Genomic DNA, 26,469 nt, shown 5'->3' on the forward strand with positions numbered 1-26,469 from the left:
GTAGCTTGCTTAAGCTGCTGTACGCGGGTATGTTAAAAGCAACTGAGCGCTGGTCGCACCCGGTGCAGAACTGGAATCTGACACTGTCTCAGCTAACCATCCACTTTGAAGGTCGACTGGATGGCCACATAGATTTATGAAAACTTGGCTGACACAGAATATTGAACACTCTCCAAACATTCAGTGCTTCAACAGGTAATGCTATTAATGTGAAACGCTTAATTAAGGATATTGAACATATCCAACAACAAAAACAGCTTCTAAAAGTCCACACTCCTCAAATTCTTCATAAATACGATAATCTGCACGCAGAGCTCGATAAAAGGGGGTACGTTGGAATTAGACCCTGCCGCAAACTCTATTGAGAGTAATACCAAAAAGGAGCGATAAATATGCCCATACAACCAAAGCCTTTTCGTATTTACTGCGAGCAATGCAAATGGTCTACTGCTGTACGCCCTATCTCAGATGTTCTTACGGAAGCGGAGTGCCCTAGAACTTGCCCCAAATGCGGTAATAAAGAGTTGGTTATAAGAGGTCCTAGATTAGTTGATAAAGTTATGTATCACTTAGGGCTATAAGCCACTCACTTCTATAACTCGCCATAGATATAAAACTATGTCATTTTATAAAGATACTAATAACAACAAGGGTTTTCTAATGAGACAACTTTCCTATTTTCTGTCAGCTTTTGTCTTAATTCTGGCTTTAGCTGCCTGCCAAAGTGCGCCGCAGGAAACAGCTAAGTTTAGCTGGCACGATGCGTCGGTCAGCGAGTTGCAAGAAGCAATGGCCGGCGGTCAACTAACGGCTGAGCAATTGACTCGCTATTATTTAGAACGCATTGACGCCCATAATACTAATGGCATTGAGTTAAGAGCTGTTAACACAGTAAATGACAACGCTTTGTCCATTGCCAGACAGCTCGATGAGGAACGCCAGTCCGGTAATGTTAGAGGCCCTCTTCATGGCATTCCTGTGTTGTTAAAAGACAACATTGATACCGCCGATGGTATGCCGAATACCGCAGGTTCTCTGCTCTTCAAAGACAACTTTCCGGAAGATGATGCCTTTTTAGTCAAGCAACTTCGTGACGCTGGTGCCATTATTCTTGGTAAAGCAAATTTAAGTGAGTGGGCAAACTTTCGTTCAACTCGCTCCAGCTCAGGTTGGAGTGGTATTGGCGGACAAGCAGTTAACCCCTATGACGTCACACGCTCAACCTGTGGTTCCAGTGCAGGTTCGGCCACAGCTGTAGCGGCTGATTTTACAGCGCTGTCGGTAGGCACAGAAACCGATGGTTCACTGGTTTGTCCGGCGGCCGTTAACGGTATTGTCACCATTAAGCCGACGCTTGGGCTTATCAGTCGCGACGGCATTATTCCTATCGCTCACAGCCAGGACACCGCAGGCCCTATGGCTCGCACAGTGACTGGCGCGGCATTAATGTTAGATGCTATGGCTGCTTATGACTCGGAAGATCCAGCGGGCTATAACGCAAATGCTGATTTTTCACAGCATTTAAATGACAATGGCTTGGAAGGCAAACGCATTGGCGTGGTCCGAAACTTGATGGGGTATAACGAACTGCTTGATGAGCAATTCGAACAGCAACTCGACATTCTGAAAGCCCAAGGCGCTGAACTGGTGGACGTTAAAATGCCAACCTATGGCGATTACGGCAACGACGAATTTACGGTTCTCTTGTACGAGTTCAAACACGACATGGCCGCCTATTTGAAAGACTCAAAGCTCCCATACGATAACTTGGCAGATATGATTGCGGCTAATGAGAGCCTAAACGAAGAGGAATTAGCTTTATTCGGGCAGGAGCTGTTTGAAATGGCCAACGCTCAGGACGATAAGGAAGCCTACGAGAAAGCCCTTGAAAACAGTAAACGATTAGCAGGCAAAGAAGGCATTGACGCAATGCTACAAGAGCATAATTTGGACTTGCTCGTTGCACCAACAACAGGCCCAGCCTGGAAAATTGATCACGTTAATGGTGACAACTATTCAGGATCTGCCAGCTCGCCTGCCGCTGTCGCCGGATATCCTCACATAACGGTGCCAATGGGGTACATTCAAATTGGTGAGGAGCCGGCTTTACCGGTCGGTATAAGCTTCTTTGGAACCGCTCGTTCAGAAGGTATGCTTATTGAAGCAGCATTTGACTACGAACAAGCAACCCAGCATCGAAAAGCCCCTAATTTGACTGCAGTTCACTAAGGGTTAAGCGACGACTATCGAGCGGCCGGCCATCAACGTCACGGAGCGTTAAAACAAGTTCCGGCTGCTCTTTCCAGATCACTTCAATTTGACCATAACGACTTTCTTCATACGCTTGTCCGTCTCTGTATACGGACGAATAGGGAGTATCGCTCCCTAAGTTAATGCTGCCGGCAGTGACCTGCCAAAGCGGGTAAGACAAGTAATCATCATCATTAGAAAACTCGCCAAACAAGCGGTCGCCGACACCCAGTATGAGTCCCGAAGGCTGTAACTCTTGCAGAACAGATTTCAATCTGTCCTGCTCTTTAGGAAACATTGACCAGCTATCGTAACCGTTGGCCGGTGCAAGTACTGGCGTCGCACTGAGTAAAATTCTTACTTCAGCGGGCTTTTGCAGTTGCTCTTTCAGCCATTGCCATTGCTTGTCGCCAAGCAGGTCGCCCGCTCGATTCGGTTGATAAGGTCCTAAGTCAGCATTAAAGCGGCGCGTTTGTCGCTCCATCCAGCCGACTTGCTCTAACTCGTCACGGTTCCAGCGACCATCGAGCACAACGACCTGCACCCGTTGCGGCTCATTGCCAAAAATAACGCTTTTCGCAATACCATGTTCCTGAAACAGTCGTTCAGAGGTTGCCGGCTCCCGCCAAAAGGTCAAAAAATGATTTCGCACGGCATAGCGCTGAGGGTTGGTTTTACCGGCATGCCCACTAATACTGTAATCGTTTTTATTCCAAACAGACATCACTGCTGAACCGCGCCGCAGCACTCGAGGCCCGCGGAAGCGGTTAAAGACTTCATAAGCGTCAAGCAAGTCATCCATGTCGTCTGCTTCAACATCTAATGTATTACCGAGAAACACGAAAACCTCTGGCTGCGCATGGTTAACCGCATCCCAAACGTCTTGCCGACTGCTGTGGTCCATGCAACAGCCAAAAGCCACCCGAGTGCTCTGCTGAGCCTGAGTGGTTGCCGTCAAAAGCAGTAGTAAAGCCCCCAACAGTAGCTGGGCAACAACCGATTTATTGCTTAATCGTTGGCAAGAACGCATTAGAAGTCCTCTTTATTCGCAGCGCAGCGACGCGCCTCCTCTGCATCTATATCGCCACGTGATACTAATTTCTTAAGCGCTTGATCCAGAGTTTGCATTCCCTTTTCAGCACCGGTTTGAATGGCTGAATACATTTGTGCCACTTTGTCTTCGCGAATCAGGTTTTTAATTGCCGGTGTCGATACCATGATTTCGTGTGCGGCAATACGCCCACCGCCAATGCGCTTCAATAAGGTTTGTGAAATAACCGCCCGCAAAGACTCCGACAACATTGAGCGAATCATCGGTTTGTCGTCGCCCGGGAACACATCAATAATGCGGTCTATGGTTTTCGGCGCTGACGTTGTATGTAAGGTACCTAACACCAAATGCCCAGTTTCAGCGGCAGTCATCGCCAACCGAATGGTCTCCAGGTCACGCATTTCACCCACCAGAATCACATCCGGGTCTTCCCGCAAAGCCGAGCGCAACGCCGCGCTAAAACTTCGGGTATCGCGATGCACTTCACGCTGACTCACCAGACTTTTCTGGTTGTCATGGACAAACTCAATGGGGTCTTCAATGGTTAAAATATGCTGCGAACGGGTTTGATTAATATGATTCACCATCGCTGCTAAAGTCGTCGACTTACCAGAGCCCGTTGGGCCAGTCACTAATACTAAGCCTCGAGGCGCATCAATAATGTCCTTAAAGCTCGCAGGTGCCCCGAGCTCATCTAGTGTCGTGACATTATTGGGAATCATCCGAAACGCAGCAGCAATGCCCTTTCGTTGAGTAAAGACGTTAGCTCGAAAACGCGCAACGCCCTCTATTTCAAAGGAGAAGTCACATTCAAAGCGCGAATTAAACTCGTCCCGCTGCGATTCGGTCATTATCGCGAACAAGTCGCTTTTTAATTCTTCAGCTGAGTGCATGGGTTGATTTAAGGCCCGAATGTCCCCATCAACTCTTATCATAGGCGGACTTCCTGACGACAAATGTAAGTCGGAAGCGTTTTGTTTCACACTAAAGGCGAGTAATTCGCTAACATTCATATCCTGTCCCTGAATCAATGAGATGACGATTGCTATGACTATTAAGGTATCAGAAAAAATACAAAATAACCTTGTTAACCTCCGTCAGCAATTAAAGATATTAGGCGAGGAGTCTAGTGACAAACAACCTGTTGAGTTGCTGGCTGTCAGCAAGAAGCATTCCATTGATGCTGTTAAAGCAGCGGCAGAAGCAGACCAAGTACACTTTGGTGAAAACTACGTTCAAGAAGGCGTCGAAAAAATTCAGCAGCTAAAAGCCGAAGGCTTTAACCAGTTACAGTGGCACTTCATTGGTCCGTTGCAGTCCAATAAAACGAAAGACGTTGCTGAACATTTTGACTGGGTACAAAGCATTGAGCGAGAAAAAATAGCCCGACGCCTGAACGAGCAGCGCCCCTCAGACAAACCGCCGTTAAACGTATTACTGCAAGTAAATATTGATGACGATGATAACAAATCGGGGTTATCGGCAGATGATGTCGAGAACCTGGCACGCTTTGTCAGTAACTGCGAAAACTTGAAGCTCAGAGGGCTAATGACCATTTTAAAAGCCGGAACCTCGGAGCAGGAGCGTAGAGATAGCTTTTCGAAAATGCGCCAGCTATACCAGCAACAGCAAGCGGTGTACGGCGAGCAAATAGACACACTCTCGATGGGAATGAGCGGCGATATGCGACAAGCCGTGCTCGAGGGTGCTAATATGGTACGTATTGGAACAGCAATTTTTGGACAACGGGAGTCATAATGAAAGACATTCGCAACATTGCGTTTATTGGTGCCGGTAATATGACACAAAGTATTGTCGGTGGTATGTGCAAAAGCGGTTACCCCGCAGACAAAGTCTGGGTCAGTAATCCAAGTAACGCAAAGCTTGAGAAAATGAAATCGGAGCTGGGCGTTAATACCAGCAATGACAACCTGGAAGTGGTCGAAAAAGCGGACGCTATTGTCTTGGCCGTTAAGCCACAATTAATGTCGGAAGTTTGCACTCACTTGCGTGAAAACGTCAGCAACTTAAGTGATAAACTTATTATTACTATTGCGGCAGGTATCCGTATTCCGAAATACCGCGAGTACCTGGGTGAGAGCATTCGCATTATTCGCGTCATGCCAAATACGCCCTCATTAGTTGGTCAGGGTATGTCAGGCTTAGTCACTGACGACTCAGTCGATCAGGCAGACAAAGACTTTGTCACTGAAGCGTTCAACGGTGTTGGTGAAACCCTGTGGGTTGCCGACGAAGACCAGTTAGATATTTTGGGTGCGGTCGCCGGTAGTGGTCCAGCGTACTTTTTCGAATTTATGGACAGCTTGGCAAAAGCAGCTACGGCACTTGGCTTTGATGCCGCCAAAGCTCGCGAGATGGTACAACAAACCTGTTTAGGTGCCGCGCAAATGGCGAAAGAAAGCGACTTGTCGCTGGAATACTTACGTAAACAAGTCACCAGCAAAGGTGGTTCTACAGCGAAAGGTGTAGAAGCGTACCAAGAGTCCGACTTGCACGGTATTTCAGATAAAGCGGTCAAAGCCGCCGTTAACCGTAATCAAGAAATGGCGAAACTCTTCTAGGAGCCAGTATGAATAATGCGCTTACGTTTTTAGTCGCTACACTCATTGATCTTTACCTGATCATTGTTTTGCTGCGACTTTGGATGCAGCTGACCAAAGCGGATTTTTATAATCCGGTCAGTCAGTTCGTTTATAAGGCGACACAACCTATTGTTGGTCCGCTTAGAAGCTTTATGCCCAGTGTCGGTTCACTCGACACGGCAAGCCTGCTTCTGGCATTGGTGTTAGGCATTCTCAAGATTGCAGCTTTGGTGTGGCTGAACGGCCTCGCTGCAGGCGCCTTGGTTATTGTCATTCAAGGCGTACTGGCAACCATTAGCAGCTTCTTGTCGATGTTGTTCTGGGTGCTGATTATTCGGGCGATCCTAAGCTGGTTCTCACAAGGGTATAACCCCGTTGAAGCCATGCTGCACCAAATAACTGAGCCAGTTTTAGCGCCTATTCGCAAAGTTATACCGCCACTAGGCGGCCTTGACTTGTCGGTGCTTGTCGCCATTATTGCGTTGCAATTTTTGCGAATTTTAATTGGCGTATAAGCTCAGTTAATAAAATATAAGGTGGGAGTGAAAGTTATGTTGAAAAGTACCCTGTTTGCGTTAAGTGTTGCCTTTGTTGCCGTTTTTTCGAGCGCAACATACGCAGAACAAAAACAGACTTTAGGCAACTGGGATGTTCACTACAGTGCTTTTACTTCCACATTTTTAGCGCCTAAAGTTGCAGCTACCTACGGTATTACCCGAAGTGCTTCTAAAGGTGTGCTGAACATATCCGTGCTTGATAAAAATACACAAGCGCCGCAAGAGCTGGAAGTTACGGGCCAGGTTGTGAATCCCCTTGGTCAGATTCAGTCATTGGAGTTTCAAAAAATTACTGAGGCAGAAGCGGTGTACTACATTACTCAGTTTGACTACACCAACGCCGAAACCTTGCGATTCACCATCAATATTGGCGACGAGCAAACCTTAAAATTCAACCAAGAATTTTGGTTGAACGACTGACTTTTGACCTAGTTACTCACCGGTTTAACACCAATGGACTGGATATCGCCGGTTTCGCTAACGTTTCGTACCGTTAACACAACATCGCCCAACCTGACCTTGTCACCAATAACGACCCGCCGGTGGAATTTCTGCGAGAAGTAGTCCGCAATAGTGGTACTTAGCAAGCCCTCGTCCAAATCGCCCAGTGGGTAGAAGCTGCCGACATCGGCCAGGGTTAAGTCTCCTTTAAGAGTAAAGTCACCGAAGAACTCTTTTTCATTCACTTTCAAGCCCTCACCGCCTGACGCAAGAATTCGACTGACTTCATCAATATCTTTTACAGTAGCGGCGACAAGCAAGCCATCACCCTCCTGCACCATCGGTTGGGTTTCCGGCTGTAACCACTCTCCTTCCCGTATAATTCCAACAAAGGTCGCTGGAGCCGTTAGTTTAAGGTCTTTCCATGTTCGGTCACAGGCCGGCGATGTTTTATCAATACGATATAGCCATACTTCAAGCGACTCAGAGCTTGGCACCGACGATAAAGGCATACGCTGTTGTGGCTGAGCTTTTAACGGAACTTCAAGCCCAAGCCAGCGCGCAACTGGTGCAATCGTCCACCCCTGAATAATCAGCGATATCATCACCACCACGAACGCGATATCAAAGTACAGCTCCTGGTTCGGCACGCCACTTAACCATGGAAACAAAGCCAGGATAATAGGCACAGCCCCTCTAAGCCCGACCCAACTTATAAATACCTGTTCCCGCCACGGGAAACTGAACGGTAACAAACTCACAATAACCGCCAGCGGGCGGGCGATAAAGATAAGTGCCACCGCAATACCTATCGCGATAGGTGCGTTCGCCACCAGGTAAGACGGTACAACCAGTAGACCAAGAATAAGGAACATGGCCATTTGACTTAACCAAGCTAAACCATCCTGAACCTGCAGGATATGAACAAGCTGTGGTAAGCGCCCATTACCAATGACAAATCCCATTAGGTAAACAGCCAGAAAGCCACTAGCATGAAGTTTAGCTGTTAAAGCGTAGATGGATATCGCACAAGCAACGGCTAAAAGTGGGAAAAAACTAAAACTTAAAGGAAGCTTTCGAGCGGCGATAATAAACAGGCGCCCCCCTAACCAGCCAATTGCCAAACCACCGATAAGCTGCCAGATTATATCTAACGCCATCCAATGCCACTCGGTCATGGTTCCGCTGGCAACCGCTGCCGTCATAGTGAGAGTCAAAATAACAGCCATTGGGTCGTTACTGCCTGATTCTATTTCAAGCGTCGATGCCACCCGCTCTTTTATTTGCAAACCGCGAGACTGGAAAATACCAAAGACTGCTGCGGCGTCAGTAGAGCTTAAAATTGCGCCCATCAGTAAAGCTGCTGGCCAGGGCAAATTAAATAAATACACCGCAGACGTAGCCACAATAGTACAGGTTAATGCTACACCTATGGTTGCCAGACTTATTGCCGGCCAGAGCGCCACCCGGAAACGTTCTGGGTGAGTTCGCATACCGCCATCGAAGAGAATAATAACCAATGCCGCCGAGCCAATAAAAAAGGCGATATCCGGATTATTGAACTCAACTCCCAGAATACCCTGCTCACCCGCCAGCATTCCTACCAACAGAAACGTCAGCAACACCGGAGCGCCTAAACGATTCGATACAACGGCTGCCAGAATGCTAACAACTAACAGCAAGCCACATAGTAGAATTAGGGTATTCGCAGAGTCCAAATAACAGCTCCTTCTTATCGTTTTTCTGGTTCTATCATAACAGCTTTGTGCATTTTCTTTGTGAAGATTTCAAATTCCGCCAAAAACCGATATCCTGTGCGCCGAACACGCATGAGGTATTAATTATGGCAACGGCAAAAGAAATCGTACTAGCAACGGGAAATCCGGGCAAGGTCAAAGAATTACAGGCAATGCTGGCTGGCAATGAGAACACCTCAGACTGGCAAGTATTGCCACAGTCTAACTGGTCGTTTGACGAAGCCAAGGAAACTGGTACTACTTTTGTCGAAAACGCTATTATTAAAGCCCGTCACGCGTGTAAAAAAACTGGACTGCCTGCTATTGCCGATGACTCAGGTCTGGCAGTTGATGCCTTGAACGGAGCCCCGGGCGTTTACTCTGCACGATACGCCGGTGCAGACTCATCGGACAATGATAATATCGAAAAATTATTACAAGCACTGTCGGGCGTAGCAACTGAGAAGCGCCAGGCGCAATTCCATTGCGTTTTGGTTTATATGAAAAGTGCTCAAGACCCGACACCACTGATTTGCCACGGTATGTGGCACGGCTCTATCTTAACCTCACCGCAAGGCACAAATGGCTTTGGTTACGACCCCGTATTTTGGGTTGAGCAACACGGGTGCTCAGCGGCAGAGCTTGAGCCGTCTGTAAAACAACAGCTCAGTCATCGCGGTCAGGCTTTACAACAACTATTGAGTCAATTGAGTTAATGACAGCGCCTAAACTTAAGCTCCCGCCGCTATCGCTCTACGTTCATATTCCGTGGTGCATCCAAAAGTGTCCGTATTGTGATTTCAATTCGCACAAGCTGTCGGGAGAAATTCCTGAGCGAGAATACGTTGCCCGACTACTAGATGATTTGCGAGCCGATTTTAGTTGGGTACAAGGGAGAGATATTACGTCGATCTTTATTGGTGGCGGCACGCCCAGTGTACTGAGTGCGGCCGCGATGCAGTCATTAATGGATGGCATTCGACAGCTGCTTGTTTTAACCGATGATTGCGAAGTTACCATGGAAGCAAACCCTGGCACCTTTGAAACAGAAAAGTTTGCTGACTTTGTCAAAGCGGGCATCACTCGTTTGTCTATTGGTGTGCAAAGCTTACAATCAGAACAGTTGTCCCGGTTAGGTCGCATACATGACCCGGAGCAGGCCCGCGAGGCCGCTGCACACGCGTCACAACTGCCGCTAAAAAGCTTTAATTTAGACTTAATGCATGGACTGCCTAATCAGGCTTTAGATGCCGCCATGGATGATTTAAAGCAAGTCATAGCACTCAATCCGCCGCACATATCCTGGTATCAACTCACCATTGAGCCAAACACCCTGTTTGCAAGCTCTCCTCCCGAGCTCCCCGATGAAGAAACTCTCTGGGATATTTATCAAAAAGGGCATGAGCTTCTGGTGGCGGCGGGTTATAGGCAGTACGAAGTTAGTGCTTACTCTAAACCTGGCCACCAGAGTCGCCATAACCGCAATTACTGGCAGTTTGGTGACTACCTGGGCATTGGCTGCGGTGCTCACAGCAAAGTGACGCTTGCGCAGGAGCAACGCATCATTCGCTGTGAGAAAATTAAGCATCCAAAAGGCTACCTGGATTTAACCAAGCCGCTGCGTTATAAGCTCAATGAAGTGGCTAAAGACGACTTAACCTTTGAGTTTTTTATGAATCAGTTTCGCTTGCTGGAGCCTGTTTCCAAACAGCGTTTTGAAAGCACAACAGGATTGCCATCGTCGCAGGCGTCACAGCATCTCCACAAAGCAATAAGGCTGGAGCTACTGGCCGAAAACGATGAAGCCTGGGAGCTCACTCCCAAAGGCCACCGTTTTCTGAATTCAGTGTTAGACACGCTTCTTGATTAAGTAAGGACTTTAAATTGAAGGTCCCAAACGCCATGCCCTTTGCCTTCACCGCGACGTTCAAATTTAGTTTTTGGCCGGCTATCAGGTCTTGGTATGTAGTCACCCGGTGCGGATAAGTTAGTCAGTGCACTGCTGCCGTTCAATACTTCAAGCATATGCTCTGCGTAGTTTTCCCAGTCGGTTGCTAAATGAATAATGCCGCCAGCTTCTAGTTTTTTAATAAGCAGTTCAACAAATTCAGGTTGGATAATTCTGCGTTTGTGATGACGCTTTTTGTGCCAGGGATCAGGGAAAAATACTTGCACACAATTAAGGCTGTTATCGGGTACGCACTGCTTAAGCACTTCTACGGCGTCTTCATGAAACACGCGCAAATTCTTTAAATCAGCTTCTTCAGCCGCCATTAAACATGCGCCAACTCCGGGCTCATGTACTTCAATGCCAATAAAGTTGCGCTCAGGGTCATTCTCCGCCATTTCCACTAATGAATGCCCCATACCGAAACCAATTTCTAAGGTGACAGGAGCTTTACGGTTAAAGACCTGCTCAAAATTCAGCATTCCGTCGGTCAGTGATAATCCCATTTTTGACCATTGACGCTCTATCGCACCTGCCTGGCCTTTTGTTAAACGCCCTTCTCGCTTAACAAAGCTACGCACCGTCCTTACATATTTACCTGCCGCAGCAGCTTCTTCCGCACTTTTAAAATGACTCATTAGTCCCTAAACCATTGATAACAGCTAAACACCAAAAAAACAGGCCTGAATAATCAGGCCTGCTTATATCTCGTGCGATATTATCGCTGTTTCAACGTATCAATACAACGTACTATTCACGCTCTTTTGGTACGCGGTTAACCACTTTAAGAATCGCTTCTATACGGCGGTTAGCCTGGCGATCTGCCGCACTGTTTTCACGGACTTTTGGTTGAGACTCACCATGACCTTTTGAGTCTACACGGCTACTCTCAATGCCATAACGGTTAACCAATGCGTCAGCAACTGATTTAGCACGCTTCTCAGATAACCACTGGTTATAGTCCGCTTCACCTGTGCTATCAGTGTGACCATGAATAGTGATATCCAACTGAGGATGCTCTTTCATGAACTCAGCCATTTCTTCAATGTCATCAAACGCATTGTCACGAATTTTCGAAGAGTTCAGGTCAAACTCTACTAGTAACTCTTCTGTGATGGTTTCATTTTCATACTGAATGCAGCCATCTTTATCAACTGAGTAGTCTTTTGGCGTATTCGCGCATTTATCATTCGCATCAATAACGCCATCACCGTCCGAGTCTACAGGTTTAGGCTCTGGCTTCGGTTCTGGTGTTGGTGCTGCTTTTTGAGGCTCTGGTCTTGGACGCGGTTCAGGGCTTGCGTCACGACCACCAAAGAACCACTGTAAGCCAATGTTGGCAAACATCTCTGTGTAGTCTTCTTCCCAGCCGCGCTGGACACCACCTTCAATACGCCATGCTAAGTTGTCGTTAATGAAGCTGCGATGACCCACTGTGGCACGAGCAGCAACATCAGTCACATCACCAATCTCAGTATTGTTCACACCCAAGCCGGCATAAATATTGTTGTTGAAGTGGTAAAGAGCATCAACACCATAACTATCGCCGTATGCATCACCACCACCGACTAAATCGGCTTCCATGTAATCGTAATAAATGCGGGCTTCCCAAGCTTCAGTCATCATGTAACCGGCTTCAATGCCTGACGTAAAGGTTTTAAAGCCGTCATCAACGAAGAATAACTGGTTATTGTCGACTGCAACGCGATCATCGTCTGCCGAGAATACGCCTAAGCGTGCGCCTAAATAGAAGTCATCTTTGTCTGCTTCTGTTTGTTGCGCGAGTACCGGGGCTGTCAGGCCCGCAGCAATTAAAGATAAGGTAATTAAGTTTACTGCTTTCATTGCAAATCTCCTTTTCGATGCAATAACAAATCAGCTCTAAATATGAGAGACTGTTTATGATGTAAAGCGTAGTACATTTTTTTCAAAAGTCATTTCCATTTGCAGAGATTTACAGTTGACTCAGTCATTTAGCAGCAAAATTCTTGATTGGTATCACCAATTTGGTCGCAAACACTTGCCGTGGCAACAAAGCAAGACCCCTTATAAGGTGTGGGTCTCCGAAATTATGCTGCAGCAAACTCAAGTCACGACCGTAATCCCATACTTCCAACGTTTTATGAATGACTTTCCGGACATCTATACGTTGGCAAAGGCACAACAAGATCACGTCTTAAGCTTATGGACCGGGCTTGGGTATTACGCCAGAGCCCGAAATTTACACAAAACAGCCCAAATTATTAGTCAGGATTTCAACGGCAATTTCCCGAATACCGTCGACGCTCTGGAGGAACTGCCCGGAATAGGCCGCTCGACGGCAGGTGCTATTCTGTCTTTGGGTCACGGCTTATACGCACCGATTCTCGACGGCAACGTCAAGCGAGTTTTAGCCAGGCACTTTGCGGTTGATGGTTGGCCCGGTAAAACAGCCGTGCAAAAACGTCTTTGGGAATTAAGTGATGAATTAACCCCTAGGGAAGAATGCGGCAACTATAACCAAGCGATGATGGATATTGGCGCCACCGTTTGTACGCGGACTAAGCCTGAGTGTCACCGATGCCCTATTGCTGCCACTTGCACAGCATTTGCCAGCAATACTATTGAACTCTACCCTGGCAAAAAGCCGAGAAAAGCCAAGCCCATAAAGTCGACACAACTACTGATTATTAAGTGTGACAATGAGGTATTACTGCAAAAGAACCCCCAACAGGGTATTTGGGGTGGACTTTGGGGCTTCCCTCAAGCACAGGCTGATACGGAAATAAAGAGCATTCTGGACACATTCGGCATTGCTGCTGAATCGACTCAGTCATTGGCTGAGTTTCGTCACACTTTCAGTCACTTTCATTTAGACTGTTTTCCGGTCGTCATTAAAGCATCTAAGAAACCAGACTACCTCAGCGAGTCTAATAATACCATGTGGGTTAACCTGGATTCAGAGCAACAGTTGGGCTTTGCCGCTCCAACCGTTAAACTACTTAAAGAACTGAACAAATAAGTGAGCGAATTATGAGCCGTACTGTATTTTGCGAATATTTACAAAAAGAAGCTGAAGGTCTCGACTTTCAGTTGTATCCCGGCGAGCTGGGAGAGCGTATTTTCAACCATATATCAAAGGAAGCCTGGGCTGAGTGGCAGAAAAAGCAGACCATGCTGATTAATGAGAAACGCTTAAATATGATGGATCCTAATGACCGCGAGTTTTTAGAAACACAAATGACTGATTTCCTGTTCGAGCGTAAGGATGTTCATATTGAAGGCTACACACCGCCAGAAAGCTAACACCTAACCGCCCTTAACTATGCCAGAGCCCCTTATTTAAAGGGGCTTTTTTATTTTTCTTGTCAATTTCTATGATTCTCTAATATATTGACAATAGTTATAACTTATGGGCGTTACTGGAGCTCATTCGGGCAATCTGTTAGACTACTAACGAATTCAACAAAAGGGAGTCTTTATGAAAGCGCCATCCTGGCGAAGAGCCGTACTGAAAGTGGGGAGTGCGCTCATCGCGCCAGATGAAACTGGGGTTAGTACCAAATACTTATTACCCATAGCTCGTTTCATTAACGAGTGTCATGAACGCGGACAAGAAGTCGTTTTAGTTTCTTCGGGCAGTGTTGCTGCCGGCCGCAAGCATATTCATTTCGAACATAAAAAAGTACCTGTCGCTGTTCGTAAAGCAATGTCGGCAGTTGGCCAAAATGAAATGATGGGGTACTGGTCGCGCTTTTTTGATTTCCCCTGCGCTCAGCTACTCATGACGCACAGTGACTTACGCGACAGAGCTCGTTATGTCAGCATCAAAAACACACTCAACAGATTGTTAGAACACAACATTTTGCCTGTTGTAAATGAAAACGATGCGCTTGCCACTGACGAAATGAAAGTCGGCGACAACGACAACCTGTCTGCAATGGTCGCAACACTTGTCGACGCTGATGCGCTCTTTATTTGCTCAGACATTGATGGGTTGTTCGACGCTGATCCAAACCTCAACCCTGACGCTAAGAAAATACCAGTGGTTGAGCAAATAGATGAAAGTATCTATTCATTAGCTGGCGGTTCAGTGAGTGACGTAGGTACCGGTGGTATGCGCACGAAGATTGAAGCTGCTGAGAAAGCAACGTCGCATGGTATCGACACGTATATTGTGAATGGCCGCAAAGGCGAAACGTTCGAATCTTTGCTGCAAGGAGAAATTCCAGGAACACTTTTCCGCCGCCAGTCTGATCCAATTAGCAATAAAAAGCATTGGTTAAGACATACCCTGGTTGCACAGGGCGAGATATTGATTGATGACGGCGCAGAGAAAGCGCTGGTCGAGAACGGTGCATCGTTATTAAGTTCGGGCATCGTTGACGTACAAGGTGATTTTGATCGCGGTGATGCTGTGCTGGTGCGTAGTGCCAATGACACAGACGCTATAGCTAAGGGCATCTGCCAATACAGCTCACACGAGCTTATGCACATTAAAGGGCAGCAAACAGAAGATATCGCCGAACAATTTGGCTATAGCCCAATTACAGAAGTGATTCATCGCGACGATTTAATGATTTTGGAGGATTCATGAGCCAGCAATTAGCTAAAGAAATTTCACAACGCGCTGCCAAAGCGGCACGTGCCGTAGCAACGCTATCAGAAGCAGACAAAAACAAGGTTCTGCAAAAAATGGCTGACGCTATTCGCGCACACCAGGACAAGATTATTGAAGTGAATAAGAAAGACTTGGTAGCGGGCAAAGAAAAAGGCCTAAGCGATGCCATGATGGATCGTCTGGAATTAACACCAGAACGTGTCGAAGGTATGGCGTCTGCTATTGAAGAAATTATCAACCTGAAAGATCCAGTCGGTGACAGCTATATACTGGAAGAGCGTCCTAACGGTCTTAAGATTGAAAAGATGCGTATTCCACTTGGCGTTATTGCCATGATTTACGAAGCGCGTCCTAATGTAACCGCAGACGCGGGGGCACTGTGCTTTAAGTCTGGTAATGCTGTCATTCTGCGTTGTGGTCGCGAAGCCATTGAAAGCAGTAAAGCCATTGCCGAAGCATTACATGAAGCTTTAGAGCAAAGTGGTTTGCCAAAAGATGTTATTACCGTGGTGCCAACACCCGATCGCGAATTAATGACCGAGCTGCTGCAGCAAAAAGACTACATTGATCTGGTCATTCCTCGCGGTGGTGAAGGTCTTATTCACTACGTGAGTGACACCAGTAAAATTCCAGTCATTCAGCATTACAAAGGTGTTTGCCACTTGTATGTCGATAAAGACGCTGATCTTGACAAGGCACTGGCTATTTTGCTGAACGGTAAGACACAACGTACTGGTGTGTGTAACGCACTGGAAGGCTTATTGGTACACCAAGACGTTGCCGATAAGTTCCTACCGATGGCTGCTAAAGCACTAGGCGAAAAAGATGTGACTATTCACGCAGACAAGCGTTCAGTTGGTTACTTCGATGGTGCCGATGAAATTGCGGATGACCAGTTCGGTGAAGAGTATCTGGCACTGGAAATTGCCGTACGCACCGTTGATGATTTCGACGGAGCATTAGAGCACATTCAGCAGTTTGGCAGTGGTCACACTGAAGTTATCGTTACTGAGAACGATGACACAGCGAAGCGTTTCATCCGTGAAGTTGACTCAGCAGTCACCATGGCGAATGCATCATCACGCTTCTCTGACGGTGGCCAGCTTGGTTTAGGTGCTGAAATAGGCATTTCTACCAGTAAGCTTCACGCTTACGGTCCAATGGGCTTACAAGCGCTGACGACTGAAAAATTCGTAGTTACCGGTAACGGTCAAATTCGCGAATAATAGCGACAGACTTTCTGTAATAACAAAAGCCCCGGCGCCAAAACGCCGGGGCTTTTTTATCGCTTCTTATAAAAAGCCAGTTTTAACGACGGTATCCCGTCAACAACTCAGGCCAGTCCCGAGACTCTTTCCAATAAAAGGTATCGTTCTTCTCTTTTTCTTTTCTCAGAGAGCGCAATAAACGCTGAATGTTAGCTTCTTTCCAATCGCCCTCTTCACGGAAGTCACATTTATCAAAGTCGACTATCCAGGCTTTATCGTGGTCATCCAGCATCAGGTTATGGCAGTTTAAATCTGAGTGATAGACCCCTGCGTCATGCAGCTCTTTAATGACCGCTCCCAGCTTTTGCCAAAGTTCAGCCGATAACTGCTTTTCACGCAATAAACGAAAAACATCAACCGCACCAGGAATCACTTCCACAAGAATATCGGCTTTGTAGCTAAATACCCCTGTTTTCTCCATGCGGGCAGCAACAGGTCTTGGAACCGGTAACCCTTTTTCACGAAGCTTGAGTAGCAAATCGAATTCATAAATTGCCCTGCTTTTCTCAGCGGGCTCTCTTAAAAATCGGTCTTTATTAATCTTTCCAACTAAACCACCGCGGTAATAGTGACGCAGCAACAAGCCTAGGTCTCCCTGCTGAATAAACCAAACCGTTGCCCGGCCAGTTGAATTACCCGCAATGGCTTTCTGCTGTTGCCAGTACTGTGCTGTGAAGTGCTTATCTTCAATTGCTTCAATAATGTCGCTGTCGTAGCGAATAAGCCCGCGGGGACTCTGCTCTGTTTTTATCATACCGCTTCCTGTCAGAGTATATTCCAGTGCTCTCGCTAACACGCGTTGCGTTGCACCCTGATGCGTCTTTAAGACACCTTTAGCAGCATCATGTTGTTGTTTCATGACAGCTGGCTGCTGCAGCTTATTGATTGTTTTGACAATATCGTCAACGCTTTCTACCCAGTTTACCGCGCTGGCTTTTGCCAGCTCCCCATAAACCTGTGGGAAATTAAAAACATGTTTACCAGACATAACATTGGAGCCAGCGGCAATAACTTCAAGGGGGTTATGTCCTCCTCGTTCAATTAAACTGCCGCCAATAAAACTCACAGGTGCTAACTGCCCCCAGAGCATCATTTCGCCCATACTGTCCGCTAAAAATACATCGCAGTCACTCGGTATCGTTTCAGACTGACTGCGCCTGGCCAGTGTCAGTGAGCTTTCTTCGACCAGTTTTGCAACCGCCTCAAACTGTTCAGGATGTCTGGGCGCGATAATAAGACAGGCTCCCGGCTCTTCATTAAGAATGGTTTTATGGGCCGCAAGTAACTGCTCGTGCTCGCCGGGATGAGTACTGCTGCCCAGCCAAACCAAGCGCCCTTCAGAATTCTCTTTCCATGAATCCGCTTTTAATTTGTCAGTCTGACTAAGCTCAATATCGTATTTGAGGTTTCCATCCACAAATAAACGCTCTTTCGGCACACCCAATACATGCATTCGGCGAGCTGTTTCTTTATTTTGCACCGAAACGAAAGATAACTGTTGCCACACCGACTTCAGTAATCGGTGAAAACGACGATATCCCGCCGCAGAACGTTTTGAAAGCCGTGCGTTCAATAAACAAACCGGCACACTCGCTTGAGCCAGAGAATTGAGCATTTGCGGCCAAAGCTCGGTTTCCATTATCCAAACAGTTTTAGGCCTCAGTTTTGAAACAAAGCGCTTTGCAGACCCCGGAGTGTCCAATGGCCAGTAGCGACACGTTACTTGGTTACCAAAATGCGTCTGGATAAGCGAGCGTGCAGTCGGCGTCATGCAGGTTATAACGACTTTTTCGTCAGGAAATTGCGCGACAAACTGCTCAATTAAGCGCTTCGCTGCAAGCGTTTCGCCAACCGACACGCTGTGAATGATCGCACATCCCTGCAAGTTACTACTGACCGTATCCAGCGCCAGCCGCTCTGCCCAGTGTGAGCGATAACGGAGGTCTTTTCGGCCGCGCAGCCACAGCCAGACAAAAACGGCTGGAGTCACCAGCCGTAGTATTAATCCGTAAAGCCAAAGCATCATGCCAGTTAACGCCAGTACTCAGCTATCCACTTAGTTGGCAACACCTTACGATACCACTTACCACTACGCCCTTCTAAAGCGTCATCGGGGTGCGGTTTACCGTGGAAAATAATGACTTTAGCTTCTTCCGGAATACGCGGCTCCTGGAAAAAACTCAGCGGAAAAGGACGTAAACAGTGGCGCTTAAAGCTACGGCACCATTTTTCCGGCCAGTATTTCAACTTATTCTGACGGTCAACAAAGTGCGTAATATACTCTTGCTCATTGCGTACATCGGCGGTAGCGGCGTCAGGATCTTTCTTTAAGTGCTCGAGAGCGTCATCGTGTGCACCAATATTAAAACGGAATACCGATGTATTACCTGTTGCATCGGATTTATCCCATTCCTTAATGACCATGAAGTCGCCTTCCGGCTCGAAAAACTCGTCCAGGCTGCCGACAACAATAATATCCAGGTCTAAAAACAGTGTTGGCCCCTCTAAGTCATAAAGAGGGTTTGCAAAGCAGGTTAACTTCAACCAGCCATGCGCTTTTGTCCAAGGTACTTGTTTGTCGAAGTCTTCAAAGCCAATTTTCGGAATTGCTTTAACTTCAATATCATCATTAATGCCATCGAAATCATCCGTAAAGCACACAAAACGAAACGGTCGGCTCAAATGGCGGCTCACCATTGAATGCAGTGTATTCACATAATCGGGGCCGTATTTTTTACCCCATTTTATGCAAATAACATTAACGGGCTTTTGCTGAGACTGACTCTCTGCACTTTCAACCTGGCTCATAAAAACTCCTGACTCTTAAACTAACGCGCATAATGCCATATTTTATCGAATTTCGGTACGCCAATCTGAATTAACTCAAGCAACGTATTAAGCCTTAGTTAACTCTGGTTATGGACTCGTAATGAAGGCGAAGACAATAAGGCTGATATTAGGTGACCAATTAAATGCTCGCCACCGTTGGTTTAAAACAAAAAACTCAGAAACGCTTTACGTAATGATGGAGCTGGGGCAGGAAGCCGATTACGTGTTGCATCACCGGCAAAAGGTATTGGCGTTTTTTAAAGCCATGCGTAACTTTTCTAACGCATTAGAATCAGCGGGCCATCGCATCTTTTATCTCAGACTGGAGGATGCCCGTAACCAACAAAGCCTCACGAAGAACCTGCTTTGGTTGCTTGAAGAAACTGGCGCAAAACATATTGAGTGCCAGCAACCTGACGAATACCGACTCGACCATCAACTAAAGAGCTGGGCAGGCGCCAACAATATCGACATTAAGTGGTTTGATACTGAGCACTTCCTTACTGGCCGAAACGCTTTAAAAGACTACTTTCCAGATACCGACAATTATCTGATGGAAACCTTCTACCGCAAGGTGCGTAGTGAACACGATATTTTAATGGAGGATGGGAAACCAATCGGCGGGCGCTGGAACTTCGATAAAGAAAACCAAAGAAAACTGCCAAAAAGCCAAAGCGTTACCGAACCTCTTGTATTTGCTAATGACGTTTCGGATATCGACAACATGCTCTCGAAGCAGAATATCAAAACAATGGGAAACGTTAATCCAAAGCAACTTATTTGGCCGGTAAACAGAAAGCAAGCGCAACAATTATTATCGTACTTCTGTGAGTTTGGCTTACCGAATTTCGGCCGTTACCAGGACACAATGACAACTGACAATATAACGCCCGGGGCACATTGGAGTCTCTTCCACTCTCGTCTGTCCTTCGCGTTGAACACCAAAATGCTGCATCCATTAGAAGTGGTTCACTCAGCCGTTGAGCATTGGTCCAACAACAAAGACACGATAAGCCTCGCGCAAATTGAAGGCTTTGTCCGTCAAGTTATCGGCTGGAGAGAGTTTGTCAGAGCCATTTACTGGAAGTTCATGCCCGAGTACAAAAACAACAATGCGTTGAATCATACTCGTGCGCTTCCGAGCTATTACTGGAATGCTGAAACAAAAATGGCGTGTATGCATCACTCTATCCAGCAGTCATTCGATTACGCTTACGCTCATCACATACAGAGACTCATGGTAACCGGTAACTTCGCACTGCTGGCAGGTGTCTCGCCAGACGCTCTCGATGACTGGTATCTAGGCATATACATTGACGCTATTGAATGGGTGGAGCTGCCCAACACACGGGGCATGAGCCAATACGCTGACAATGGGCTCATTGCGACTAAGCCCTACATCTCAAGTGCAAACTATATGAAGAAAATGGGTCACTATTGTAGCCAATGCCATTACGATCCGAACAAAAAAACCGGTGACAAAGCCTGCCCGTTTAATAGTCTATACTGGCACTTTATTAACCGTCATAAAGAACATTTTGAAAATAACCATAGAATGGGCATGATGTATCAAGTATGGAATAAAAAATCGGATGACGAGCAAAATGCGCTCATACAACAAGCTGAGCATTACCTGAAAACAATAAACGAGTTATAACAAGGACGCACAATGAACAAGTGGTTACCTGCATTTTTACTGATCTTATTACTGACTGCCTGTAAGTCTCAGCCTACACCGGTGGCTGATGTTGTTGATCAATTCGACGCTGACCGCTATTTAGGAAAGTGGTACGAAATTGCGCGAATGCCACACAGCTTTGAAGAGGGTCTGCAAGGCGTTACAGCTGAATACCGTTTAAATGGTGACGGCACATTAGAAGTTACCAATCGCGGCTTTCATGTGAAAAACCAGGAATGGCAAACGGCCATAGGCAAAGCAGAACCAGTTGAAAATATAAAGGCGGCCTATCAAGTAACGTTTTTCTGGCCGTTTTATGGTGGTTATTATGTAAGCTGGTTAGATGATAATTACCAACAAGCAATAGTTACCAGCGATTCGCATGAGTATTTCTGGTTTTTGTCGCGGACACCGAATGTTTCTCAGCCGGACTTAGATTATGCGCTCGCTAAAGCCAATGAATGGGGGTATGACATCGACCAGATGATCATTGTCGATCATCCGGCCGGTGTGAATCACTCTAATTAGTTAAAGCGACGTGCTGCGCCCTTTCCTGCCTGACGGCGTTTAGGGCCACGGGCGTCACGGTCACGAGGTGGACGCGGCGCACGCTTAACTTGCTCATCACTTAGCTCAAGACCCATTGGTTGCTGACGGACACGCGCTTTTTTCAATACGTGCATGACGTCTTTCGGCATACCTTTTGGCAGTTGAACTAACGCATGGTTGTCAAATAACTGGATTTGACCAATGTATTTGCTGTCCATAGAGGCTTCGTTAGCAATCGCGCCAACGATGTCTCCGGGACGAGCACCATGCTCTTTACCCACTTGAATTTTATACGTATCAAAATCGATATCTGCGGCACGTCCACCACGCTCTGCACGAGGTTTACGTTTGTCACCACGTTCATTACGGCCAGGACGTTCACTGCGCATTTCACGCACTGGACGGTCTTCTTTCAGGAACAATGGACGTTGTTTGTGCTGTTCAGTTAATAATGCCAAGGCAATATCTTCCGCTGACAACTCACCACTTTCCAGCCACTGACCCAATAATTTTTTCAGTTTATCGCTATCAGCATGGGCGCTGTCAGCTTGCATTGATGCCTGAAGCTTTTCCAGTAATTGCTGTTGGCGATGCTGGCTCAACTGGTTCGCATTTGGAACTTCGAAGAACTCTACTGGTGCGTTAGTTAAACGCTCGTAGTGGCGCAATAAATGACGCTCTTTCGCACGGAAGAATAAGATAGCTTCACCTGAGCGGCCCGCGCGACCTGTACGACCAATACGGTGAACATAAGACTCAGTGTCACTCGGTAAGTCATAGTTAATAACATGGGTAATTTCAGGTACATCTAAGCCACGAGCAACAACGTCGGTAGCAACCAGAATTTCGATATGTCCACTACGCAACTGACTGACTGTTTGCTCACGTTGAGCCTGGTTTAAGTCGCCACTTAAAGGTGACGCTTTGAATCCTGAACGTTGTAATAACTCAGCGACATCCATAGTGTCCTGACGCGTACGCACGAAAATCAAAGCTCGCTGATACGGAGTCACTTCTAATAAGCGAGTCAGAGCCGTCATTTTAGTCATGCCCTGAACTTTCCACGCTTTCTGTTTGATTGTCGCTTTTTCACGCGCAACCGCTTCAATCTGAATATTCAGTGGTTTATTCAGGAACGTTTTGGCTAGCTTACGGATAGCGTTCGGCATGGTTGCCGAGAACAATGCTCGCTGAGCAGTCTCAGGCACACCTTTTAAAATAGTTTCAATGTCTTCAATGAAGCCCATGTTCAACATTTCGTCGGCTTCATCTAATACCGCAACCTTCAAACCATCCAGTTGCAATACGTTTTTATTCAGTAAGTCGATAAGACGACCCGGCGTACCAACAACAATTGAGGTACCTTGTTTTAACGCTTTTACCTGCGGGCCGAAAGCCGCACCGCCATAAACAGTAGCAACACCGACGCCACGCATCTTCTTAGAAAAGCCTTCTAAAGCTTCAGCAACCTGAATAGCTAGCTCACGCGTTGGTGTAACCACCAAAACTTGAGTCTGTTTCAGCGAAGGGTCTATTTTGGCCAGCGCGGGTAAACCAAATGCGGCTGTTTTACCGGTACCTGTTTGTGCTTCGCCCAGAACGTCGTTACCTTCCAATAACGCAGGAATAGATTGCTGCTGGATAGGAGTTGGGGTTTCGAAACCCATAGCGTTCAGTTGTTCAAGCACAGCAGAAGGTAAAGCCATGTCGCTGAACGACAGGCTCGATTGAGTCTTTGACATAAATTGTGTCTCACTATATTCCCGTTTGCCTCATGGCAAACAAAACAAATATGGGGTTATGGCCCGGCAACAGGAATCAGTGGTCAGTCTCTAAACTGTCTGGACTGGAATCAGGCGCTGCAACCCCGCGAATCAAGGGTGACCGCTGCCTCATCAGTAATGCGGTGTTCCTTGAAGGAGCTGCGGATTATACGCATTTACTCAATAAAAGCAATGCAACTGGGTACTTTTTCGACAAAAAGCAAAATATAGACTGAAATCATTGAAAAAGTTGAACCATTTGTGCATTTATTGCCTACATTAATAGAGATAAATTTATTCAGTTGGAGGCTATATGTCAGCACATTCCATGTCATCACTTACCAAAAGCGATTGTTTCATCGAGGGTCACTGGGTACCGACAGAAAAACGTTTCAATGTTACTAACCCGGCAACCGGCGAGGTGTTGGCCGAAGTAGCCGATGCCGATGACGAACTTACACAGCGCGCTATTAACGTCGCCGAGACCGCCTTGGCGAAATGGCGCAAGAAAACCGCCCGCGAACGCGCCGTTCTTTTGCGCAAGTGGTATCTGTCTATGATGGACAACAAGCAGGCATTGGGCGAATTGATGAGCGCCGAACAAGGCAAACCGGTTCCAGAAGCGGTTGGTGAGGTCGAGTACGGTGCCAGCTTCGTCGACTGGTTTGCCGGCGAAGCCGAACGCATTAACGGTGATATTCTGCCGCTGACCGACAGCAGTAAACGCGTGTTAGTAACCAAAGAACCCGTTGGCGTCTGCGCGGCCATTACCCCGTGGAACTTCCCGAATGCGATGATCACTCGAAAAATTGCACCGGCATTAGCCGCTGGCTGCACCATCGTTGTTAAGCCACCGCAGTTAACTCCTCTTTCAAGCTTAGCGTTGGCGCAACTTGCCAGTGAAGTGGGCATTCCGGACGGTGTTATTAATATCATTCCAACCAGCGATGCAAAAACTGTAGGTAAGCGCCTGGCAACTTCGCCGCAGGTTCGTAAGTTGTCATTCACGGGCTCTACCGGCGTTGGCAAGATTCTTATGCAACAATGCTCAGAGCACGTATCCAAAGTGTCGCTGGAGCTGGGCGGTAATGCTCCGTTCCTGGTGTTTGACGACGCCGACATTGAGCAGGCTGCCGATCAGCTTATTGCCTGTAAATTCCGTAATGGCGGACAAACCTGCGTTTCTGCCAACCGAGTGTTGGTGCAGGAAACGGTTGCTGAAAAATTCACTCAGGCTATTGTCAGCAAGGTAAAAGCATTAAAAGTGGGGCCGGGAACTGAAGAAGGCGTCGACTTAGGACCTCTAATTGATCAGGATGCTGTCGATAAGGTTCAGCGCCTGGTGCTGTCAGCAAAATCAGATGGCGCTACGATTGAAGCCGGCGGTTCAGTCATGACCGAACTGGGCGATTTATTCTACGCACCAACCGTGGTTTCAGGCGTTACTGACGATATGGACATCACCAAAGAAGAAATCTTTGGTCCTGTCGTTGCCATTAATACCTTCGAAACGGAAGAAGAAGGCATTAAGAAAGCCAATGACACGCCATTTGGGCTGGCGTCGTACTTTGCCGCGAAAGACACCTCTCGCATTTTCCGAGTGAGTGAAGCACTTGAATACGGCATGGTAGGCGTGAATACCGGCGGTATTTCGCATGCTTACAACCCATTTGGCGGCATTAAAGAGTCCGGTATTGGACGGGAAGGATCAAAATACGGTATTGATGAATACTTAGAATTGAAAACCGTAACCCTCGGCGGACTTGAATGAACCCACAACTTAAAACGTTAGAGCAACTTCAACACACCTTTGACAGCGGGCTTACACGTCCGCTGTCTTGGCGTCAGCAGCAGTTAAAACAGCTCTCCCGTTTTTTAGAAGACCACGAAAAGGACTTACTGGAGGCACTGCAGCAAGATTTAGGAAAGTGCCCCAGCGAGTCTCAACTCACGGAAATTCAGTTTTTAAAAACCGACATAAGGCATAGCCTCAAAGCACTTCCTGGCTGGGTGAAACCGCGCAAAGTCAGTAACCCAATGCTTGCCTGGCCTGCCACGAGTGTAATAGTGCCAGAGCCCTTAGGAAGCGTATTAGTCTTAGGAGCCTGGAATTACCCGGTGCAACTGACATTAGCGCCCGTTATTGCCGCTATTGCTGCGGGTAACTGTGCGCTGATTAAGCCATCAGAGCATGCTGAGGCAACCGCAAAAGTTTTTGAGAAACACCTGGTAAATTACCTAGACAGCGCAGCGTTTAAAGTCATTACTGGCGGCGTTGAAGTCTCTCAACAGCTGACCGAATTACCGTTTGATCATATTTTTTACACGGGCGGCCCACAAGCGGCTAAAGCCATTATGGCAGCGGCGGCTAAAAACCTGACACCTGTTACGCTTGAATTGGGTGGCAAAAGTCCTGCCGTTGTGTTGAGCGACGCCGATATTACCGTAATGGCTCGCCGCATTGTCTGGGGCAAATACCTTAACGCTGGGCAAACCTGTATCGCGCCAGACTATTTGCTGGTTGAGGAGTCAATGAAAGATCGTTTAATTGACGCATTACGCGAGCAAATTGCGCAATTTTATGGGGATGATCCTCAGCAATCGAATGACTATGGCCGTATTATTCACGAGCAACACTGGCAACGACTGACACAGATGCTGGACAGTGAAAACGTCGTTATTGGTGGAGATTTTGACAAGCGTGAGCGTTATATCGCACCAACAGTTATCGATGGAGTATCTGGTGACAGTTCGCTAATGCAGGAAGAAATATTTGGTCCGCTATTGCCGGTAGTCAGCGTGAAGTCAGCTTCTGAAGCTATTGAGTTTATCAACACCAAGCCTAAACCTTTGGCGCTTTATGTGTTTTCAAAAGATAAGCGAATGCTGAAACAGTTTACTCAACGAGTGTCCGCTGGCAATGTTTGCTACAACGACACCCTGATGTTTATGCTCAACGACAACCTGCCGTTTGGGGGTGTAGGCCAAAGCGGTATGGGTTGTTATCACGGAAAGTGGGGCTTTGATACTTTTAGTCATTTAAAACCCGTCATGACCCGCAGTTTCAGCTTCGACGTGGCATTGCGTTACCCCCCTTACAGTAAATTAAAAGACAAAGTCTTATCCTGGTTTGCCGGTTAACCTTGAAATTGGCGTTTAGCGTCAGCATATCCTGCGTTAAGACACGAATAAACTG

At 47.0% G+C, this 26,469-nt stretch carries 23 protein-coding genes and 1 pseudogene; 16 read left to right on the top strand and 8 right to left on the bottom strand.

Annotation, left to right across the window (positions count from 1 at the left end):
• Together BLT32_RS12840 and BLT32_RS08945 are read left to right on the top strand one after the other, a co-directional pair.
• Window positions 1–140 (top strand): annotated as a pseudogene (locus BLT32_RS12840) (IS256 family transposase); the annotation flags it as partial.
• Window positions 141–660: 520 nt separating this feature from the next.
• Window positions 661–2,229: an amidase gene (locus BLT32_RS08945; RefSeq protein ID WP_053954009.1), complete on the top strand. Its 1,569-nt coding sequence runs from the start codon at window positions 661–663 to the stop codon at window positions 2,227–2,229.
• Here the strand turns inward: BLT32_RS08945 and BLT32_RS08950 are convergent.
• On the bottom strand, window positions 2,207–3,280 hold the full coding sequence (locus tag BLT32_RS08950; protein ID WP_235443992.1) for a metallophosphoesterase family protein: 1,074 nt from the start codon (window positions 3,278–3,280) through the stop codon (window positions 2,207–2,209). The two genes, BLT32_RS08945 and BLT32_RS08950, sit on opposite strands and share 23 nt — an antisense overlap.
• On the bottom strand, window positions 3,280–4,314 hold the full coding sequence (locus tag BLT32_RS08955; RefSeq protein ID WP_053954008.1) for a type IV pilus twitching motility protein PilT: 1,035 nt from the start codon (window positions 4,312–4,314) through the stop codon (window positions 3,280–3,282). Before BLT32_RS08955 ends, BLT32_RS08950 begins: the two co-directional genes overlap by 1 nt.
• A 34-nt stretch (window positions 4,315–4,348) precedes the next feature.
• Between BLT32_RS08955 and BLT32_RS08960 the strand changes: the two genes are divergently transcribed.
• The 4 genes from BLT32_RS08960 to BLT32_RS08975 are packed head-to-tail and all read left to right on the top strand — an operon-like array spanning window position 4,349 to window position 6,881.
• Entirely contained in the window at window positions 4,349–5,059 is a 711-nt protein-coding gene (locus tag BLT32_RS08960; RefSeq protein WP_053954007.1) for a YggS family pyridoxal phosphate-dependent enzyme, read from the top strand.
• Window positions 5,059–5,883 carry a pyrroline-5-carboxylate reductase gene (gene proC / locus BLT32_RS08965; protein WP_053954006.1) on the top strand — a complete coding sequence of 275 codons (825 nt, stop codon included), beginning with the start codon at window positions 5,059–5,061 and terminating at the stop codon, window positions 5,881–5,883. The genes BLT32_RS08960 and proC overlap by 1 nt, the downstream gene beginning before the upstream one ends.
• Before the next feature lie 8 nt (window positions 5,884–5,891).
• Window positions 5,892–6,419 (top strand): YggT family protein, encoded by a 528-nt coding sequence (locus BLT32_RS08970; protein ID WP_053954005.1) that lies wholly within the window; start codon window positions 5,892–5,894, stop codon window positions 6,417–6,419.
• Window positions 6,420–6,455: 36 nt separating this feature from the next.
• Window positions 6,456–6,881 carry a DUF4426 domain-containing protein gene (locus tag BLT32_RS08975; RefSeq protein ID WP_053954004.1) on the top strand — a complete coding sequence of 142 codons (426 nt, stop codon included), beginning with the start codon at window positions 6,456–6,458 and terminating at the stop codon, window positions 6,879–6,881.
• Window positions 6,882–6,889: 8 nt separating this feature from the next.
• On the opposite strand, the gene BLT32_RS08980 is transcribed toward BLT32_RS08975, so the two are convergent.
• Window positions 6,890–8,620, bottom strand: a complete 1,731-nt coding sequence (locus tag BLT32_RS08980; RefSeq protein WP_053954003.1) for a potassium/proton antiporter — start codon at window positions 8,618–8,620, stop codon at window positions 6,890–6,892.
• Between the two features lie 125 nt (window positions 8,621–8,745).
• Between BLT32_RS08980 and rdgB the strand changes: the two genes are divergently transcribed.
• Both rdgB and hemW read left to right on the top strand, forming a co-directional pair.
• Window positions 8,746–9,354: an RdgB/HAM1 family non-canonical purine NTP pyrophosphatase gene (rdgB, locus tag BLT32_RS08985; RefSeq protein ID WP_053954002.1), complete on the top strand. Its 609-nt coding sequence runs from the start codon at window positions 8,746–8,748 to the stop codon at window positions 9,352–9,354.
• The gene (gene hemW / locus BLT32_RS08990) at window positions 9,354–10,508 is read left to right on the top strand and encodes a radical SAM family heme chaperone HemW (protein WP_053954001.1); all 1,155 of its coding nucleotides are present in this window, start codon (window positions 9,354–9,356) and stop codon (window positions 10,506–10,508) included. Before rdgB ends, hemW begins: the two co-directional genes overlap by 1 nt.
• On the opposite strand, the gene trmB is transcribed toward hemW, so the two are convergent.
• Both trmB and BLT32_RS09000 read right to left on the bottom strand, forming a co-directional pair.
• Window positions 10,505–11,224, bottom strand: coding sequence for a tRNA (guanosine(46)-N7)-methyltransferase TrmB (gene trmB / locus BLT32_RS08995; RefSeq protein WP_053954000.1), 720 nt, complete (start codon window positions 11,222–11,224; stop codon window positions 10,505–10,507). The genes hemW and trmB overlap by 4 nt on opposite strands.
• A gap of 112 nt (window positions 11,225–11,336) precedes the next feature.
• Window positions 11,337–12,431 (bottom strand): OmpA family protein, encoded by a 1,095-nt coding sequence (locus BLT32_RS09000; protein ID WP_053953999.1) that lies wholly within the window; start codon window positions 12,429–12,431, stop codon window positions 11,337–11,339.
• 115 nt (window positions 12,432–12,546) lie between these two features.
• Between BLT32_RS09000 and mutY the strand changes: the two genes are divergently transcribed.
• The 4 genes from mutY (at window position 12,547) to BLT32_RS09020 (ending at window position 16,412) form a co-directional block, all read left to right on the top strand.
• Complete coding sequence (mutY, locus tag BLT32_RS09005; protein ID WP_053953998.1) at window positions 12,547–13,587, top strand: A/G-specific adenine glycosylase; 1,041 nt, start codon at window positions 12,547–12,549, stop codon at window positions 13,585–13,587.
• A gap of 11 nt (window positions 13,588–13,598) precedes the next feature.
• Window positions 13,599–13,871, top strand: coding sequence for an oxidative damage protection protein (locus BLT32_RS09010; RefSeq protein WP_053953997.1), 273 nt, complete (start codon window positions 13,599–13,601; stop codon window positions 13,869–13,871).
• 175 nt (window positions 13,872–14,046) lie between these two features.
• Window positions 14,047–15,162 carry a glutamate 5-kinase gene (gene proB, locus BLT32_RS09015; RefSeq protein WP_053953996.1) on the top strand — a complete coding sequence of 372 codons (1,116 nt, stop codon included), beginning with the start codon at window positions 14,047–14,049 and terminating at the stop codon, window positions 15,160–15,162.
• On the top strand, window positions 15,159–16,412 hold the full coding sequence (locus BLT32_RS09020) for a glutamate-5-semialdehyde dehydrogenase (RefSeq protein WP_053953995.1): 1,254 nt from the start codon (window positions 15,159–15,161) through the stop codon (window positions 16,410–16,412). Before proB ends, BLT32_RS09020 begins: the two co-directional genes overlap by 4 nt.
• Window positions 16,413–16,494: 82 nt before the next feature.
• Here the strand turns inward: BLT32_RS09020 and BLT32_RS09025 are convergent, their stop codons facing one another.
• The gene (locus BLT32_RS09025; RefSeq protein WP_053953994.1) at window positions 16,495–18,480 is read right to left on the bottom strand and encodes a 3-deoxy-D-manno-octulosonic acid kinase; all 1,986 of its coding nucleotides are present in this window, start codon (window positions 18,478–18,480) and stop codon (window positions 16,495–16,497) included.
• Window positions 18,481–18,485: 5 nt separating this feature from the next.
• Window positions 18,486–19,262: a glycosyltransferase family protein gene (locus BLT32_RS09030; RefSeq protein ID WP_053953993.1), complete on the bottom strand. Its 777-nt coding sequence runs from the start codon at window positions 19,260–19,262 to the stop codon at window positions 18,486–18,488.
• Window positions 19,263–19,383: 121 nt separating this feature from the next.
• Between BLT32_RS09030 and BLT32_RS09035 the strand changes: the two genes are divergently transcribed.
• Both BLT32_RS09035 and BLT32_RS09040 read left to right on the top strand, forming a co-directional pair.
• Complete coding sequence (locus BLT32_RS09035; protein ID WP_053953992.1) at window positions 19,384–20,940, top strand: cryptochrome/photolyase family protein; 1,557 nt, start codon at window positions 19,384–19,386, stop codon at window positions 20,938–20,940.
• Between the two features lie 12 nt (window positions 20,941–20,952).
• Window positions 20,953–21,489 (top strand): lipocalin family protein, encoded by a 537-nt coding sequence (locus BLT32_RS09040; protein WP_053953991.1) that lies wholly within the window; start codon window positions 20,953–20,955, stop codon window positions 21,487–21,489.
• On the opposite strand, the gene BLT32_RS09045 is transcribed toward BLT32_RS09040, so the two are convergent.
• Window positions 21,486–23,252 carry a DEAD/DEAH box helicase gene (locus BLT32_RS09045; RefSeq protein ID WP_053953990.1) on the bottom strand — a complete coding sequence of 589 codons (1,767 nt, stop codon included), beginning with the start codon at window positions 23,250–23,252 and terminating at the stop codon, window positions 21,486–21,488. The genes BLT32_RS09040 and BLT32_RS09045 overlap by 4 nt on opposite strands.
• Before the next feature lie 349 nt (window positions 23,253–23,601).
• Here BLT32_RS09045 and BLT32_RS09055 point away from each other — a divergent pair, with 349 nt between their 5' ends.
• Window positions 23,602–25,044 carry an NAD-dependent succinate-semialdehyde dehydrogenase gene (locus BLT32_RS09055; RefSeq protein ID WP_053954012.1) on the top strand — a complete coding sequence of 481 codons (1,443 nt, stop codon included), beginning with the start codon at window positions 23,602–23,604 and terminating at the stop codon, window positions 25,042–25,044.
• Window positions 25,041–26,414: an aldehyde dehydrogenase family protein gene (locus tag BLT32_RS09060; RefSeq protein ID WP_053953988.1), complete on the top strand. Its 1,374-nt coding sequence runs from the start codon at window positions 25,041–25,043 to the stop codon at window positions 26,412–26,414. The genes BLT32_RS09055 and BLT32_RS09060 overlap by 4 nt, the downstream gene beginning before the upstream one ends.
• Window positions 26,415–26,469 lie beyond the last annotated feature (55 nt).

The organism is Idiomarina zobellii (assembly GCF_900100855.1).
In the GTDB taxonomy this organism is placed as follows: domain Bacteria; phylum Pseudomonadota; class Gammaproteobacteria; order Enterobacterales; family Alteromonadaceae; genus Idiomarina; species Idiomarina zobellii.